This window comes from Roseateles sp. SL47 (assembly GCF_026625885.1).
Classification (GTDB): domain Bacteria; phylum Pseudomonadota; class Gammaproteobacteria; order Burkholderiales; family Burkholderiaceae_C; genus Roseateles.
Genome location: NZ_CP113068.1, coordinates 2820980 through 2837119 on the forward strand (window position 1 = coordinate 2820980; position 16140 = coordinate 2837119).

Annotated in this window: 16 protein-coding genes; 11 read left to right on the forward strand and 5 right to left on the reverse strand. The window is 65.6% G+C overall.

All coding sequences use genetic code 11. The features are described from left to right. Positions 1-204 precede the first annotated feature (204 nt). Positions 205-1674: a serine/threonine protein kinase gene (locus tag OU995_RS12310; protein ID WP_267835837.1), complete on the reverse strand. Its 1470-nt coding sequence runs from the start codon at positions 1672-1674 to the stop codon at positions 205-207. A gap of 36 nt (positions 1675-1710) precedes the next feature. After that, positions 1711-2469 (reverse strand): metallophosphoesterase family protein, encoded by a 759-nt coding sequence (locus OU995_RS12315; protein ID WP_267835838.1) that lies wholly within the window; start codon positions 2467-2469, stop codon positions 1711-1713. A 270-nt stretch (positions 2470-2739) separates the two neighbouring features. Here OU995_RS12315 and OU995_RS12320 point away from each other — a divergent pair, with 270 nt between their 5' ends. Then, entirely contained in the window at positions 2740-3570 is an 831-nt protein-coding gene (locus OU995_RS12320) for a substrate-binding periplasmic protein (protein WP_267835839.1), read from the forward strand. A 131-nt stretch (positions 3571-3701) separates the two neighbouring features. Here the strand turns inward: OU995_RS12320 and argF are convergent, their stop codons facing one another. After that, positions 3702-4667, reverse strand: coding sequence for an ornithine carbamoyltransferase (gene argF, locus OU995_RS12325; protein WP_267835840.1), 966 nt, complete (start codon positions 4665-4667; stop codon positions 3702-3704). Next, a complete protein-coding gene (locus OU995_RS12330; RefSeq protein WP_267835841.1) occupies positions 4664-5884 on the reverse strand; it encodes an aspartate aminotransferase family protein in 1221 nt (406 codons plus the stop codon). The genes argF and OU995_RS12330 overlap by 4 nt, the downstream gene beginning before the upstream one ends. 256 nt (positions 5885-6140) lie before the next feature. Here OU995_RS12330 and OU995_RS12335 point away from each other — a divergent pair, with 256 nt between their 5' ends. The 3 genes from OU995_RS12335 (at position 6141) to OU995_RS12345 (ending at position 8449) form a co-directional block, all read left to right on the forward strand. Further along, the gene (locus OU995_RS12335) at positions 6141-6482 is read left to right on the forward strand and encodes a DUF3579 domain-containing protein (RefSeq protein WP_267835842.1); all 342 of its coding nucleotides are present in this window, start codon (positions 6141-6143) and stop codon (positions 6480-6482) included. Between the two features lie 108 nt (positions 6483-6590). Then, positions 6591-7646 carry a M14 family zinc carboxypeptidase gene (locus OU995_RS12340; protein ID WP_267835843.1) on the forward strand — a complete coding sequence of 352 codons (1056 nt, stop codon included), beginning with the start codon at positions 6591-6593 and terminating at the stop codon, positions 7644-7646. After that, positions 7643-8449 carry an alpha/beta fold hydrolase gene (locus tag OU995_RS12345; protein ID WP_267835844.1) on the forward strand — a complete coding sequence of 269 codons (807 nt, stop codon included), beginning with the start codon at positions 7643-7645 and terminating at the stop codon, positions 8447-8449. The genes OU995_RS12340 and OU995_RS12345 overlap by 4 nt, the downstream gene beginning before the upstream one ends. Positions 8450-8530: 81 nt before the next feature. On the opposite strand, the gene rpsT is transcribed toward OU995_RS12345, so the two are convergent. Then, entirely contained in the window at positions 8531-8827 is a 297-nt protein-coding gene (gene rpsT / locus OU995_RS12350; RefSeq protein WP_088450158.1) for a 30S ribosomal protein S20, read from the reverse strand. A gap of 230 nt (positions 8828-9057) precedes the next feature. On the opposite strand from rpsT, the gene murJ reads away from it, so the two are divergent. From murJ to OU995_RS12385, 7 genes are all read left to right on the forward strand, one after another. Beyond that, on the forward strand, positions 9058-10626 hold the full coding sequence (gene murJ / locus OU995_RS12355) for a murein biosynthesis integral membrane protein MurJ (RefSeq protein WP_267835845.1): 1569 nt from the start codon (positions 9058-9060) through the stop codon (positions 10624-10626). A 52-nt stretch (positions 10627-10678) separates the two neighbouring features. Continuing rightward, positions 10679-11452: a SirB1 family protein gene (locus tag OU995_RS12360; protein WP_267835846.1), complete on the forward strand. Its 774-nt coding sequence runs from the start codon at positions 10679-10681 to the stop codon at positions 11450-11452. Positions 11453-11595: 143 nt separating this feature from the next. Continuing rightward, positions 11596-12273: a DnaA regulatory inactivator Hda gene (gene hda / locus OU995_RS12365; protein ID WP_267835847.1), complete on the forward strand. Its 678-nt coding sequence runs from the start codon at positions 11596-11598 to the stop codon at positions 12271-12273. A gap of 32 nt (positions 12274-12305) precedes the next feature. After that, the gene (locus tag OU995_RS12370) at positions 12306-12974 is read left to right on the forward strand and encodes an HAD family hydrolase (RefSeq protein WP_267835848.1); all 669 of its coding nucleotides are present in this window, start codon (positions 12306-12308) and stop codon (positions 12972-12974) included. Then, on the forward strand, positions 12971-14713 hold the full coding sequence (gene pcnB, locus OU995_RS12375; RefSeq protein WP_267835849.1) for a polynucleotide adenylyltransferase PcnB: 1743 nt from the start codon (positions 12971-12973) through the stop codon (positions 14711-14713). Before OU995_RS12370 ends, pcnB begins: the two co-directional genes overlap by 4 nt. Positions 14714-14728: 15 nt before the next feature. Then, positions 14729-15232, forward strand: coding sequence for a 2-amino-4-hydroxy-6-hydroxymethyldihydropteridine diphosphokinase (gene folK / locus OU995_RS12380; RefSeq protein WP_267835850.1), 504 nt, complete (start codon positions 14729-14731; stop codon positions 15230-15232). A gap of 247 nt (positions 15233-15479) precedes the next feature. After that, positions 15480-16127: a DUF47 domain-containing protein gene (locus tag OU995_RS12385; protein WP_267835851.1), complete on the forward strand. Its 648-nt coding sequence runs from the start codon at positions 15480-15482 to the stop codon at positions 16125-16127. Positions 16128-16140 lie beyond the last annotated feature (13 nt).

Below are 16140 nucleotides of genomic sequence, written 5' to 3' on the forward strand. Positions count from 1 at the left end.
GCGACCACGGAAGCCATGTTGGGCAGCGGGAAGGGAAAGGACCATTACCGACGATTACCGACGATTACCGACGATTACCGACGATTACCGACGATTACGGCGATGCGGCGATGCGGCGATGCGCTGACTTGGTCACGTGCAGGCGTTCACAGCGTCCATTCGTTCCCAGGCTGGGCATCCTGCGCGAGGTCTTCTCTGGTGTGTTCACACCGCCACAGGGTGGGTCGCTGCCTCCGGCAGTGGCGGCTCCCTCACCACCGTGACCGTGCAGGTGCATTGCGTCACCACCTGCGTGGAGACACTGCCCAAATAACGTCGCAGTGCCGAGCTGCCGCGTGCGCCCATCACCACATGATCCACCCCGGTCCTCGCCGCGAATTCAATCAGCGCATCGGCGGCATCCGGCGCCTCCAGCACATGGAAGGTCAATCGCCCATCCTCCAGCGCCAGCCCGTGGGTCATCGGATGGGCCCAGTTCTTCAAGGCAATCAACTGCTGCACATGATGGCTGCGCCCCTGCGCATCGGTGAGTTCGTCCATGCCGATGCGTGCCGTCTTCATCACACCGACGCAGGCCAGGCGGGCGCCGGGTTCGGTTTCCAGCAGCCGCTGCACCACATCTCGCAAGGCCTCCAGCAGGCCGGCGCTGGCGCCCTGCACATCCACCGCCGCCATGATCACCGGGCTGCGCGACACCTGCGCCCCCACCGATGAGGGCGCCTGCGGTTCGGCCCCCAGGGCCAGGAACCACCGCTTGAAGCGCCGCACCAGCCCGCTGCGCTGCACCCGATGGGCACGTGCGGTCAGCGTCACGGCATCCGGCCGCTGCAGATCCAGCGCCAGTTGCGTGGCGCTCTGGTAACGCCGCTCCGCGCGTACCTCCAGGCAGTGCAACACCACCTCCTGGAACCACGACGGCAACTCCGGGCGGATGGCCCGCGGCGGAATCGGTTCCACATAGAGCCGACGACGCAACTGCCTCACCGAGTTCGGCTGCCCGAACGGACGCTCCCCGGTGGCCAGGTGATAGAGCATCACGCCCAACGCAAACAGGTCGCTGCGCGGGTCGTTGCGCACAAACTGCACCTGCTCCGGCGACATGTACGGGCCCGTCCCCATCGGCAGCGAGAACTCCTCTTCCAGCAGGTCGGGCAGGAAGTCGTGGCGGGAGAGCCCGAAGTCCACCAGCACCACCGAGCCGTCCGCGCGGCGCAGGATGTTGCTGGGTTTGATGTCCAGATGCACCAGATGCTGGTGATGCAGGTCGGTCAGCGCATGGGCCACCTGGATGCCGATTTCCACCACGTCCACCAGGGGCAGTGGGGCACGGTCCAGCAGGGGTCGCAGGCTGTCCGCCTGGATGTGCTCCATCACGATGTAGGCCTGGCGCCGCCAATCCCCCCGGGCCACAAACCGCGGCACATGCGGGCCCTTGAGGGCTGGCAGGATCATCTGCTCCACCTCGAAGCCGACGATGCTGGCCGGATCTTCTCCGCCCTTGATGCGCGGCACCTTCATGATCAGCGGGAAGTCCTCCCCCGGCTGCGGGGTCTCCCGCCGCACCTTCCACAGGTTGGCCATGCCGCCCTGGTGCAATCGCTCTTCCAGCACAAAGCCGTCCAGCACCTGGCCGGGCTGCAGCGGATAGGGAATCGGGGAGGGCGTTTCGGTCATCGAGGAGGGTGCAACCTGAACGGACACGCCGCGAGCTTATCGCCCCAGCTGCAGGCGGTGCGCCAATCGCTCAGCCAGGGCCGGCGGCAGGCCCTTCGCGGCGCGGATGGCCGCCATCGCAGCCTCCACGTCGTACGGTACCCGTTGGAAGCTCAGATCGCCGCTGTTGTGGTCGAACAAGGCATAACAGGCGGCAGGATTGCCATCACGCGGCTGACCGCAGGCGCCGGGAATGATCAGCCACTGGCGATTGGGCAGCAGCGGAATCGCCATGCCGGGCTGCGGCCGGAAGTCGCCCGCCTTGCCGGTACCCGACAGGTGGTAGAGCATGGGCTCGTGCATGTGGCCGCAGAAGGTGTAGCGGCAGTCGGTGGCATGCAGGCTGCGCATCGCCTCAAGGCGGCCCTGGACATACGCAAAACCGGCGGGGTCGAAGGCATTGGCGTGGACAAACAGGCAGTCGTCGTTCACCTGATGCAGCGGCAGTTCACCCAGAAAGCGCAATTGGTCCGGCGTCAGCTGGTTGCGAGTCCATTCAATGGCCGCCCGGGCGTCTTCATGCATGGTCGGGCTGGGGCCGCGCGCCACCGCCAGATCATGATTGCCCGCCACCACAATGGCCCCCCCAGCCTGCAGCGACCGGACCTGATCCACGACCCAGGCGGGGTCGCTTCCATAACCGACATAGTCGCCCAGCAGTGCAAAACGGTCGGCACCTTGCTCCCGCGCATGGGCCAACACCGCAGAAAGCGCTTCGCGATTGGCGTGGAGGTCTGAAATCAGAGCAGTCTTCATTGGAGGCCAAGCATGCCACGGATGGCTGACGATGGGCTGAGTCTGGCAAGCCTTGTGCCCTCGGTACAAAACCGCCCCGCGCTTGAAGGCTGACGGTGGCACGATCAGTTTGCTACTCTAGCTCTTCAGACGGAACGCTCGTGGCTGGATTCATCGGCCCAGGCAGTTCCGCAGCCAGGGAGAAGACAAGAAATGAACCATCCGGACTTCGGGTTCTCCGGTCGCCCCGGGCCTTGCCTTGGTCGATCCCACGCGGCGCGTCGGCGTACCTTGACCGCTCTGGCAAGCTGGTTCTTGCTGGCAGGCGCAGGGCCTGCGCGCGCCAACTGCTCCCGCATCATCCGGGTGCCGATCTCACCGGTGGGGTTGGGGGTGGTCACCTCCGGCGGCGCTGTTGGCGGGGTCTATCCGGAATTGCTGCGTCGCATCGAAGCCGACACCGGGTGCCGGTTCGATTTCACCGTGGTGCCGAGGGCGCGCCAGGAGGCGATGTTCGGCAGCGGCCATGCGGATTTGCTGGTGCCTGCCCAGCGCACGCCGAAACGGGATACCCGTGGCGAATTCGTGGCCATGGCCAAAACCCGCGCGGTGCTGATTTCACTGATGTCCGACCGCGCGCCGGTCAGCTCCATGCAGGAACTGGCGGAACGGCGTGAACTCCGTGTGGCCCTGGTGCGGGGGTTCGATTATGGGGAGGGTTACCAGCAACTGCTCGGGATCCTGCGGGATCAGCGGCGGCTCATCATGGAGGCCGACCCTGGCGCCGTGGCGCGGGCCCTGGAGCGAGGGCTGGCCGATGTGACCGTGATGACCCCCTGGATCTTTGTTGGCACGCTGCTGCAGGACAGCCGCAGCCGCGGCATGCTGGAGCGCTTGCGTTATGAGCCGCTGAGTGAACTGGGGTGGGGGGATAGCGGTGTGTATCTGTCCCGCCAGATGTCGGCGGCCGACCGCGAGTTCCTGACGGAGGTGTTGGACCGGGCATCCAAAAGCGGCCTGTTCTGGAAAGTGCTGCAGCGCCACTACCCGCCGGGCAGTTATGAGGAGGGGATGAAACCGCTGGCATCCACGGCCATCCCGCCAACGAGTGGGGGCAAGTGATCCAGCCGCTATACGGTCACGGTCCGGCCGCGATCCGGCCCCAATCTCATGTCAGGAGGCGACACACCCGGTGGTGGGAGCGAATCCCACCACCGGGATGCTGAGACCGGAGCCCGCAGTGGGCCCCAGCCTCAGCGGCCGATCCGGCCCAGCAGCAAATACTCCATCAGCGCTTTCTGGACATGCATGCGGTTCTCCGCTTCATCCCAGACGACGGATTGTGGTCCGTCGATCACTTCCGCAGTGACCTCCTCGCCGCGATGTGCCGGCAGGCAGTGCATGAAGAGCGCATCAGGCTTGGCCTGGGCCATCATCTCGGTGTCCACGCGCCAGTCGGCAAAGGCGGTGCGGCGGGTTTCGTTTTCCGCCTCATAGCCCATGCTCGTCCAGACATCAGTGGTCACCAGGTCCGCCCCGGCGCAAGCTTCCATCGGGTCCTTGAAGACCTTGTAGCAGCTGCGGTTCTGGATGCCGGCCACGGCCGGGTCAATCTCATAACCGCTGGGCGTGCTCACATGGACAGTGAACCCCAGGATTTCCGCCGCCTGCAGCCAGGTGTTGGCCATGTTGTTGCCGTCGCCCACCCAGGCCACCACACGGCCCTTGAGGCAGTCCATGTCGATGGCCCCGCGTCGGTCCATGCCGCGCTGTTCAATGAAGGTGAACAGATCGGCCAGGATCTGGCAGGGGTGGTATTCGTTGGTGAGGCCGTTGATGACCGGCACCCGCGAATGGGCAGCAAAACGCTCGATCTTGGTCTGCTCGAAGGTACGGATCATGACCACGTCGACCATCCGGCTGATCACTCGGGCGCTGTCCTCGATCGGTTCGGCGCGGCCCAACTGGCTGTCCCCGGTGGTGAGGTGCACCACCGAGCCGCCCATCTGGTACATGCCGGCCTCAAAGCTCACCCGCGTGCGGGTGCTGGCCTTCTCGAAGATCATCGCCAGCGTGCGGTCCGCCAGCGGCTGGTACTTCTCGTAGTTCTTGAAACGTCGCTTGATGATGGACGCCCGGTCAAACAGATAGGCGTACTCTTCAGCGCGCAGGTCCTTGAACTGCAGGTAGTGACGCATCAGGCTGTCTCCCGGCTTCATGATGCGGGCGCTGACAGAAAGCGCTTGATCAACGGCACCAGGCGGGCGGCGATCTCTGCCGCGTCGGCGCTGGTGATGATCAAGGCCGGCAGCAGGCGCACCACCGAGTCCGCCGTCACGCTGATCAGCAACTGGGCCTCTTCGGCCGCCTGGGCGATCAGGGCACCGCAGGGGCGGTCCAGCTGGATGCCGATCATCAAGCCATAACCGCGCACCTCCACGAAGCCAGGGACACCGGCCAGGCCGGCTTCCAGGGCCGCCTTCAGTTCAGCGCCGATCCTGGTGGCGTTGTCCAGCAGCCCGTCCGCTTCCATGATGGTCAGCGTCTCGACCCCGGCACGCATCGCCAGCGGATTGCCGCCGAAGGTGGTGCCATGGTTGCCAGGACCCATCACCTTGGCCGCACGCGGACCGCAGACCACCGAGCCGATCGGCACGCCGGAGCCCAGGCCCTTGGCCAGCGGCATCACGTCCGGCTGGATGCCGGCCCATTGATGCGCAAACCACTTGCCGGTACGGCCGATGCCGCACTGCACCTCGTCCAGCATCAGCAGCAGGTCGTGCTGGTCGCACAGGCGGCGCAGGTCCTTCAGGAACTGCATGTGGGCGGGGTTGATGCCGCCTTCGCCCTGGATGGTTTCCAGGAAGATGGCGGTGACGTTGGGGTTCTGGGCGATGGCCTGTTCCAGTGCCGGCAGGTCGTTCAGCGGGACGCGCACGAACCCGGGCACCAGCGGGCCAAAGCCCGCCTGCACCTTGGGATTGCCAGTGGCCGACAGCGTCGCCAGCGAGCGGCCGTGGAAAGCCTTCTCGAAAACGATGATGGCCGGATTGGTGTTGCCCCGGTCATGGCCGAACTTGCGGGCGATCTTGATCGCGGCTTCGTTGGCTTCGAGGCCGGAGTTGCAGAAGAAGGCGTTGGTCAGGCCGGAGAGCTCGCACAGCTTGGCGGCGAGCTGCTCCTGCAGCGGGACGTGGTAATAGTTGCTGGTGTGAATCAGCTTGCCCACCTGGTCCCGCAGCGCCGCCACCAGCCGGGGGTGGTTGTGCCCCAGCGTGTTGACGGCGATCCCTGACAACGCATCCAGGTATCGTCGGCCGGCCGTATCCCACACTTGGCAGCCTTCGCCGTGCGACAGGGCGATGGGCAGGCGGCCGTAGGTTTGCATGACGTGGGGTTCGGTCGGGGCGGCGAACGTGGACTCCTGGGCGTTCATCAAGTCTCCAGAACAATGGTGATGGGACAGTGGAAGGAATTGCAGCGGGACCAGCCCGGCAGTGCAATAAAAAAGCTCCTCGAAAGGAGCGATTGATTCTACGGGTGGGCCCTGAAAAATGTTCCGGCTGCGTCGTATGTCGCACGGCATGTCGGCCCTCAGAGAGTCCCTGTGTGCTGCGACGCAACACATCCGAGGCACAATACTGTTTTTGCCCGGCGCCCTGCGGTGCGGGATAGGAATGATCGAGTGACGCATGACTGAGCAGCCCAAGCCGCGAGAAGTGTTCATCCAGGGAATCACGACGGATGGCCGCACCTTTCGACCGAGCGACTGGGCTGAGCGTCTGGCGGGGGCGATGTCGTGTTTTCGCCCTGGCGGCGTGAAGACAGGGCGCGATGCGCACATTGGCTATTCGCCCTACTGTGTGCCGCGGGTCATCAATGGCGTGAAGTGCGTCATCGTCAGCGAAGCGCTGAAGTCCGTCGAGCCGATGGCCTGGGACTTCGTCATGAACTTCGCCCGCGACAACAAACTCCAGGTGGTCGACGCCTGCTTGCTGCCCGACCCTCCCACGGCGGGCCCGACGCCGCGCTGATCCTCCCAGCCTCATCCCCCCGAGCCAGCGCAAGGTCCTGATCCCTTCGGGCCATCGCGCAAAGCGCCATTTGGCTCTAGCGTGCAGGGTTTCGTCCGAAAACCTGCCATGGCCGTGCTCCGCGCCGAAGCGGCGGCCCGCGCCGCACCGGCCCTCCCTGAACTGCATGAACTGCTCCGACTGGTGGAGCGGGGTGGCGCTCTTGTGCATTGCCGCGAACTGGTGCGTGTACAGGCGGGTGCCGTGGAGTTGCCGGTATTGGCCGTGACGCTGGGCAACCCGGACCCGTCAGTACCGGCGCTGGCGGTGATCGGCGGCGTCCACGGGCTGGAGCGCATCGGGGCGCAGGTGGCGCTGGCCTATCTGGGCAGTCTGGTGCGTCGGCTGCGCTGGGATGTCAGCCTGCATCAGCAACTGGAGTCGGTGCGTCTGGTATTCCTGCCATTGGTGAATCCCGGCGGCATTTTGATGGGGCGTCGCGCCAACCCGGCGGGGGTGGACCTGATGCGCAATGGCCCGCAGGATGCCGACCGCGCCGTGCCCTGGCTGGTGGGTGGGCACCGCCTGGGCACCGGGCTGCCCTGGTATCGCGGGCCGGCGGGTGCGCCCCTCCAGCCGGAAAGCGATGCGCTCTGCCGCCTGATGCGGGAGGAGCTGCTGGGGCGTCCATTTGCCCTCAGCATCGACTGCCATTCCGGCTTCGGCCTGCATGACCGCATCTGGTTCCCCTACGCCCGCAGCCGCCGCCCGATGCCGCATCTGGCGGAGGTACATGCCTTGTGCGAGGTGTTGGACCAGGGGCTTTCGCCTCATCCCTATGTGCTGGAGCCGCAAAGCCGCCACTACCTGGCCCACGGAGACCTCTGGGACCATCTGTATGACGAGGCGCTCACCCTGGATAGGGGGATCTTCCTCCCGATGACGCTCGAAATGGGGTCATGGTTATGGGTGAAGAAAAATCCGAGGCAGCTACTCTCCCGTTACGGAATGTTCAATCCGCTGATCGAACACAGACAGCAGCGGGTGCTGCGGAGACACATGGCCTGGATGGATTTCATGATGCGCGCCACACAGAGCGCGTCCCGGTGGCTGCCGGGACCGGAATCTCGCTGGGACCATGGGGAGCAGGCCCTGATTCGCTGGTATCGACGGAACCGGGCATGAGTGGGACGACTTGGGTACTGCTGAGGGGGCTGACGCGGGAAAGTGGCCATTGGGGTGACTTCCCCGTGCGCCTGTTGCGGGCGTTGAGGGCCCAGCAGCCGGATGTGCGGCTGGAACTGCTGGACCTGCCCGGCAACGGCAGGCTCTGCCAGGAACTCAGCCCGACCCGGGTGGCGGACATGGTGGAGGCCTGCCGCACCGAGCTGCAGCGCCGGGGGGTGCGCACCCCTTATCACGTGCTGGCCATGTCGCTGGGCGCGATGGTGGCCAGCGACTGGGCCAGCCGCTACCCGAAAGAGTTGGAGGCGGTGGTGTTGATCAACACCAGTCTGCGGCCCTTCAGCGCCTTCTTCCGGCGCTTGCGTCCCGCCAATTACTGGTCCTTGCTGGCGCTGAGCCTGTTTCGCCTGAGTCTGCGTCAGCGTGAGGCGAGGGTGCTGGCCATGACCACGCGCATGCAACAGCAGCCGGAGCAGGTGCTGGACCAGTGGGTGGCGCTGCAGCGCAAGCATCCGGTGAGGCGCCGCAATGCGCTGCGGCAGTTGCTCGCTGCGGTTCGGTATCGCGCCAGTTGGAATCGACCGTTTCCGCCGATGCTGCTGTTGTGCAGTCAGGGGGATGAACTGGTGGATTGGCGGTGTTCGCAGGCCATCAGCCGGGCCTGGGGGGCGCCGCTGCGTCTGCATGCCCGTGCCGGACATGACCTGCCGCTGGATGATGGGGAGTGGGTGGCGCGCAATGTGGTGGATTGGCTCCACGCGCGCGATGTGGTGGGCAGTGCGCCGATGCCGCTGCGGGCCTGAACAGGTCGGGGATGCAGCGGCGCCCCAATGAAAAAGCCCGCCGGAGCGGGCTTTTATTTGCACCAGAGCTGGAAGTCGCTATCAGGCGGCCAGCGCCTTGATCTTGGCGGACAGGCGGCTCTTATGGCGAGCTGCCTTGTTCTTGTGGAAGATGCCCTTGTCAGCCACGGAGTCAATCACGGGCTGGGCAATCTTGAAGAGGTCGGCGGCCTTGGCCTTGTCGCCAGTGACGATCGCCTTTTGCACGTTCTTGATAACCGTGCGGAACTTGGAACGCAGCGCCGTATTGGCGGCGTTCAGCTTGACGTCTTGACGTGCGCGCTTACGGCCAGAGGCCAGACGCACGGTTTTCTTCTTGGCTTTGGAAGAGCTTGCCATTGTCTTGGGTGTCCAGATGGTGCAAAGACAAAGAGTATAGCAGTGCGCCAGTGAAAATCAAACCAGGCTGCTCACACCCAGCCTGATAATGCGCCGTCCCCAGTGTTGAGGCAGGGGCAAGACGACGGTGGACCGGGCCTGCGGCCCAGTGCCACCGTGAACAAGTCCGCACTTCGGGCGGGTCTGGCATGTGTTCTTGCTCCGGCCCGCTAGCTCCGTTAGACCCACTCATGAATCTGTTGCGTACCGCTTCGGTGGTTTCGGTGTTCACCTTGATGTCGCGCATCACCGGGCTGGTCCGGGAACAGATGATTGCGGCGCTGTTTGGTGCCAATGCCCTGACCGACGCCTATCAAGTGGCGTTCCGCATTCCTAATATGTTCCGCCGGCTGTTTGCCGAAGGCGCATTTTCGCAGGCCTTTGTGCCGGCTCTCGCCGCAGCACGCGCCCGGGATGGGGATGAAGCCACGCATGGCTTGATTGATGCGGTGTCCACCGTGCTGGTGTGGGTGCAGATCGTCATCTGTGTGCTGGGCGTGGCCGCCGCGCCGCTGCTGGTGCTGGCCCTGGGGGCCAACCTGAACGATTCCGCCCATGAAGCGGCCGTCACCATGACGCGCTGGATGTTCCCCTACATCGGCTGCATGTCGCTGGTGGCCTTGTCGGCGGGCATCCTCAACACCTGGAAGCGCTTTGTGGTGCCGGCGGTGACGCCGGTGCTCTTTAATCTGTCGTCCATCGCCGCCGGATATGGGCTCTCGCCGCTGCTGGATGGCTGGGGCTACCGCCCGATCTATTCACTGGCCATTGGTGTGGTGCTGGGCGGCATTCTGCAATTGGTGGTGCAGGTTCCCGCGCTCAAGCGGGTGCATCTGATGCCGCGCATCTCCTGGCGTTTGTCCGGCTTGCGCCGCGCCCTGGCCCATCCCGGTGTGCTGCAGGTGGGGCGGCAGATGGCGCCGGCATTGGTGGGCGTGGCGGTGGCCCAGGTGTCGCTGGTGATCAATACCCAGATCGCGATTTCGGTGGGTGAGGGCGCGGCCTCCTGGCTGACCTATGCCGACCGGCTGATGGAGTTTCCGATTGCCTTGCTGGGGGTGGCGCTGGGTGTGGTGCTGACGCCGCAGCTCTCCGCGGCCCAGGCCAAGGGGGACGGCCAGCAGTATTCCGACCTGCTGGACTGGGGCCTGCGCCTGGTGCTGCTGCTGGCGCTGCCCTGCGCCGTGGCCCTGCTGGTGTTTGCCGAGCCGCTGGTGGCGGTGCTGTATCAGCGCGGCGCGTTCAAGGCGGCCGATGTGGCCGCCACCGCCCAGGCCGTGATGGGTTATGGGGTGGGCCTGATGGGTCTGGTGGGCGTGAAGATCCTCGCTCCCGGCTATTACGCGCGGCTGGACACCCGCACCCCGGTGCGCGTGGCGGTGCTGGTGCTGGTGCTGACCCAGGTGATGAACGGCATTTTTGTCTTCTGGCTGAAGATCGGTGTGGCGGGTCTGTCGCTGTCCATCGGCCTGGGGGCGGTGATCAATGCGGGCCTGCTGCTCTGGGGCCTGCGCAAGCTGGGCAGCTACACCCCGGCGCCGGGCTGGTTCTGGTTTGTGTTGCGGGTGGTTCTGGCCAGTGCGGCCATGGGCGGTCTGCAATGGTGGCTGGCCCATCATTTCGATTGGGTGGCCCTGGGGCAGCATGAACTGGTGCGTGCGGGTTGGATGGCGGTCAGCCTGGGCGGTTCGGCCCTGCTGTACTTTGCCCTGCTGCTGCTCTCCGGCATCCAGGTGCGCCATTTCATCAAGCGCGCTTGACCGGCATCGGGCTCGGCGCGCGACCCTCGCACAGGGCGTAGACTTGGGGCCTATGAATTTGCCGTTGGATTGGGCCGTGCCGTCGGCACTCGACTACTTCGCCACCTTGGTCGCTGACGACGAGGGGCTGAATCTGGCGGAGGCTGCAACGGCCATTGCGCTGGTGGATGTGCCGCATCTGGACGTCCAGCAGGTGATGGCCGAACTGGACCGGTTGGGGGAGCGTCTGCGCCGCCGCCTGCCGGCGGATGCGCCGCCCAGCCATCGGCTGCGCATGCTGAATCAATATTTCCACGGCGAACTGGGCTTTGCCGGCAACGTCAACGATTACTACGCCATCGGCAACAGCTATCTGCATGAGGTGCTGGCCACCCGGCGCGGCATCCCCATCACCCTGGCCATTATTTATATGGAGCTGGCCGGCCATGTGGGCCTGCGGGTCAAGGGGGTGAGCTTTCCCGGCCATTTCCTGATGAAGCTGCGTCTGCCCCAAGGCGAGGTGGTGCTGGACCCGTTCAGCGGCCGTTCTCTGGGCCGCAGCGAACTGGACGAATTCCTGAGCCCCTGGCGGGAGCGGGCCGGCCTGGCGCCGGGAGAGCCGATGTCGCTGGACACCTTCCTGGGCACCGCCTCGCCGCGCCAGATCCTGGCGCGCATGTTGCGCAATCTGAAGCAGATCCATCTGGAGCAGGGCGACCTGCCCCGCCTGCTGGCCATCCAGCAGCGCCTGGTGGCCCTGTTGCCGGAGGATCAGGCCGAAAAGGCGGAGCTGGCGCAATGCATCCAACAGATCCGGGACCGGGACGGTCCGGCGACCCTGCACTGAACCTTTAGAATCCGGTTCGCTGTCCAACAGGTCCGCCAGGACCTTGTCCGGACGGGCGGGGCAGGCTTTGTTGACCGCATCCCGCGCCGCCCGGCGCGCCGTGCCGTTCCTGGCCCGCGCCCACCACCCAAGGCTTGAGTCGTTTGAAGCAAATTCCGCTGTCGCTGGGCCCCGAGCCCGACTACACCTTTGACAACCTGCTGCCCGGCGCGAACGTGGCGGCCCTGACGCACGTCCTGACGCTCGGGACCGGTGCGCCGCCGGTGTTTCTGTGGGGGCCGCCGGGGTGTGGCAAGACCCACGTGTTGCGGGCGCTCGCCCAGCGCTGGCAGGCCGCCGGTGCCCAGGTGGGCTGGTATGACGCGGACACACCGCTGCCCTGGGAACTGCCCGCCCACCCCAGCCTGCTGCTGATGGACGACTGCCAGCGGTTTGATGCCGGCCAGCAGCACGCCGCCTTTGCCCTGTTTGTGGAGGCCGCGACCATGGGCCTGGCGGTGGTGGCCACGGGCACCGAGCCTCCCGTGGACCTGGCGCTGCGTGAAGATCTGCGCACCCGCCTGGCCTGGGGGCCGACCTTTGCCCTGCAGCCGCTGTCAGAAGCCGAAATCCGTGCCGTACTGCGGCGGGATGCCGACCGCCGCGGCCTGGTGCTGAGCGACGAGGTGATGGACTACCTCCTGACCCGCTTCGCCCGCGACCTGAAACACCTGATGACCTTGCTGGACGGGCTGGATGAATTCTCCATGGCCAGCAAGCGTGCTGTCACGGTGCCCCTGCTGCGCCAGATGCTGGCCGACCAGGGCGCGCATGCGCACTGACTTTTTTTCTGCCTCCCGAAGGAATTGACATCGTGGATCTGACCCTGTTCGACCTGGACGGTACCCTGATTCCCCAGGATTCGGACCATGCTTTTGGCGCCTACATGGTGGAGATCGGTTGGGCGGACGGCCAAGCCTGGGCGGCGCGCAACGACAACTTCTATCAGCACTACCAGAACGGCACCCTCAATCTGGACGAATACATCGAGTTCGCCACCTCGGTCTGGCGAGCCCGCCCGCTGGCCGAAGCCCTGGCGGCACGGTCCGCGTTCATGGAGCGAGTGATCACCCCGATGTTGCGCGACAATGCGCGCGCACTGGTGCAACGCCACCTGGATGCCGGTGACCTGGTGGTGGTGGTGACGGCCACCAACGAATTTGTGACCGAATTGATCCCCAAGGCGTTTGGCATTGACCACTTGATTGCCGTGAAGCTGGAGCGGGACGACGCGGGGCGCTACACCGGGCGCATCAACGGTGTGCCGTCCTTCCAGGGCGGCAAGGTGGTGCGGGTGCGCCAGTGGCTGGAGCAGCAGGGCCGGCGCTGGGAGGACTTCGAGCGTGTGCATTTTTATAGCGACTCGATGAATGACCTGCCGCTGCTGGAACAGGTCAGCCATCCGGTGGCGACCAATCCCAGCACGGCGCTGGACACGCTGGCGCGCGAGCGCGGCTGGCCAATACTGAAGTTGTTCGAATGATTAAGAAACTGTTCAACAAGTTGCTGGGTAAACCCGAAGGCGCCGCCTCGAAGGCGACGCCCCTGGGCCGCCGTGTCGAGATTGGCGCGGAAGAACACCGCATCGACCCCGAACTGCTGGATGAACGCGGCGTCAAGGTGGTCCAGGGCCTGACGGATGCCGGCTTTGAGGCCTATATCGTGGGCGGCGCCGTGCGCGACCTGCTGCTGGGCCGCCGCCCGAAGGACTTCGACGTGGCCACCGATGCAACGCCGGAGCAGGTGAAGAACCAGTTCCGTCGGGCCTTCATCATCGGCCGGCGCTTCCGCATCGTGCACGTGGTGTTCGGTCGGGGACGCGAGCATGAGGTGATTGAAGTCTCCACCTTCCGCGCGCTGCTGACGCAGGACGACGCCGAGCAGGTGCAAGGCAATGAGAAGACCTCGAAGGACGCACTGGCTGGCAAGTCCCATGTGGTCGATGCCAGCGGGCGCGTGCTGCGGGACAACGTCTGGGGCCCCCAGGTGGAAGATGCGGCCCGCCGCGACTTCACCGTCAACGCCCTGTATTACGACCCCCAGCGCCAGTTGGTGGTGGACTATCACGGCGGTCTGGCCGACAGCCGCAAGAAGGTCCTGCGCATGATCGGCGACCCGGAGACCCGTTATCGGGAAGACCCGGTCCGCATCCTGCGCGCGGTGCGTTTTGCCGCCAAGCTGGGCTTCACGATTGAACCCAAGACCCGCGCTCCGATCGCCTCGATGTCTGCGCTGCTGGCCAATGTGCCGCTTTCGCGCATGTTCGATGAAATGATCAAGCTGCTGCAGACCGGCCATGCCCTGGCCAGCCTGGAGGAGCTGCGCAAGCAGGGTCTGGCGCGAGGCATCTTCCCGATTCTGGACGCGGTGCTGGATGAAAACGGCGCGCTGCCGGACAACGTGCATGGCCGGTTCGTGCGGCTTGCGCTGGAAGACACCGACAAGCGGGTGGCTGAAGGCCGCTCGGTGGCGCCGAGCTTCATGCTGGCCTGCATGCTGTGGGGCGATGTCCAGCAGCGCTGGACCCGTTTGATCGCCAATGGCGAAGGACCGGTGCCGGCGTTGCAGCAGGCGATTGACCTGGTGTTTGATGCCCGCGTGGGCGACATCTCCGGCCGCGGCAAGCTGGCGGCGGACATGCGTGAAATCTGGATGATGCAGCCGCGCTTTGAGCGCCGCACGGGGAGCGGCCCGCACCGACTGATCGAACAGCCCCGGTACCGGGCCGGCTTCGACTTCCTGGCCCTGCGCGCCGAAGCGGGCGAGGTGGACGCCACCTTGGCCGACTGGTGGGAAGACTTCGCCCTGGGCAACGAGGATGAGCGTCGCGCCCTGCTGGACCAGGCGCGGGAATCCCAGCGGCAATCCGGCTCCAAGAGCCGTCCCAAGCAGGGCGGCGGCCGGGTGCATCAGGTGGCGCGTGGGGTGGTCAGCCAGTCGGTGGGTGACGCCGGTGAGGCTGCGGAGCCGGCGGCTGGCAAGGCCCGGCGCGGTGCGGCGGCTGATCGTTCGGCTGACCGGGCGTCCGACGACGAGGACGAGGACGATTTTGACGATCGCGACCCGGCTGCCGATTTCGGTGGTGAGGGGGAGGGTGGCGCAGCACGCGCCAATCCCGCGCGCAAGCGGCGTCGTCGCCGCAAGCCGAAGGCCGCTGGTGGCGGCGGTGCCGGCCACGGCGGTGGCGACTCCGGTGGGTCCGCTGCCGGCGGTGGGGCCTGAGGCGCCCGGCGCGACATGAGCCAGGCCTACGTGGCCCTGGGGGCCAACCTCGGCGACTTGCGCCAGACCTTGGAGTCGGCGCTGGCCGACTTGATGGCGTGGCCCGGCATCCGGGTGACGCGGGTGTCGAGCGCCTGGCATAGCGCGCCGGTTGGCTGTGAAGGGCCGGACTATCTCAATGCGGTCGCCGCCATCAACACCTCGCTTGCGCCCCTGGCGTTGCTGGATGCGCTGCAGGCCATCGAGCAGCGGCATGGGCGTGAGAGGCCTTTTGTGAATGCGCCGCGCACCCTGGATCTCGACCTGTTGTTGTATGAACAGCAGCAGATCCACTCCGAGCGCCTGACCGTGCCACATCCCCGCCTGCATCAGCGCGCATTTGTGGTGTTGCCGCTGCTGGAACTGGCGCCCGAACTGCATCTGCCCGGCCTGGGCCCGCTGCGCGAGCATGAAGCCGCTGTGCGGGACCAGTCCCTCACGCGCGAGCCTCAAGCGTTGGTGCCTGTGCTCGCAGGCTGATCCCTCTCCCGAGCCCCTGCACAGCGCGCCCCCGATCAATTGCATCGATGCCGGGCGGCTGCCGCCCAAATGGTGGCCCCCACACCCCAAAGCCCCTGCCGAACGCCAGGGCATCGCGCAAAAAGCCGTCATGTCCGAAGGAAAGCAAGGGCCTGGGCAACGCTCTCAATCCCGCCTTTCGGCCTGCACGGCTACACTTGCGCCCTTGCCGTATGACACGGCCATGACTTTTTTGTGACGAGAACCCATGTTTTTCGGCAAGTTGCTGCCCCGTGAGGGCAATTTTTTTGAGCTATTCAATCAGCACGGTGCGCAAATCGTTGAGGGGGCTCGCGCCTTCATGCTGATGATCCAGAACTACAACGACATCACGCTGCGCGAGAAATACGCGGCCGAAGTGGACAAGGCCGAGCACCACGCCGACCGGATCACCGCCGAGGTGAACCGTCTGCTGCACCGCACCTTCATCACGCCGATCGACCGGGAACAGATCCACGGTCTGATCAATGCGATGGACGACATCCTGGACCTGCTGCAGGACTCGTCCGAGACCATGCAGCTGTACGACGTGCGCTCGATCCCGGAAGAAGTGCTGCGCCTGGGTGATCTGTCGGCCAAGTGCTGCGAGCGTGTGCAGCATGCGGTGTCGCTGCTGCCGAAGCTGAGCGAGTCGCTGACGGCGGAAGCCGCCATCAAGACCTGCGAAGAGATCGACAAGCTGGAGTCCGATGCCGACCGCGTGATGCGGGCGGCCATGTCCAAGCTGTTCCGCGAGCAGCCGGATGTGCGTGAACTGATCAAGCTGAAGGCGATCTACGAGCAGCTGGAATCGATTTCCGACCGTTGTGAAGACGTGGCCAACCTGATCGAGGGCATCGTCCTCGAGAATTCCTGATCTGGGGTCGGCT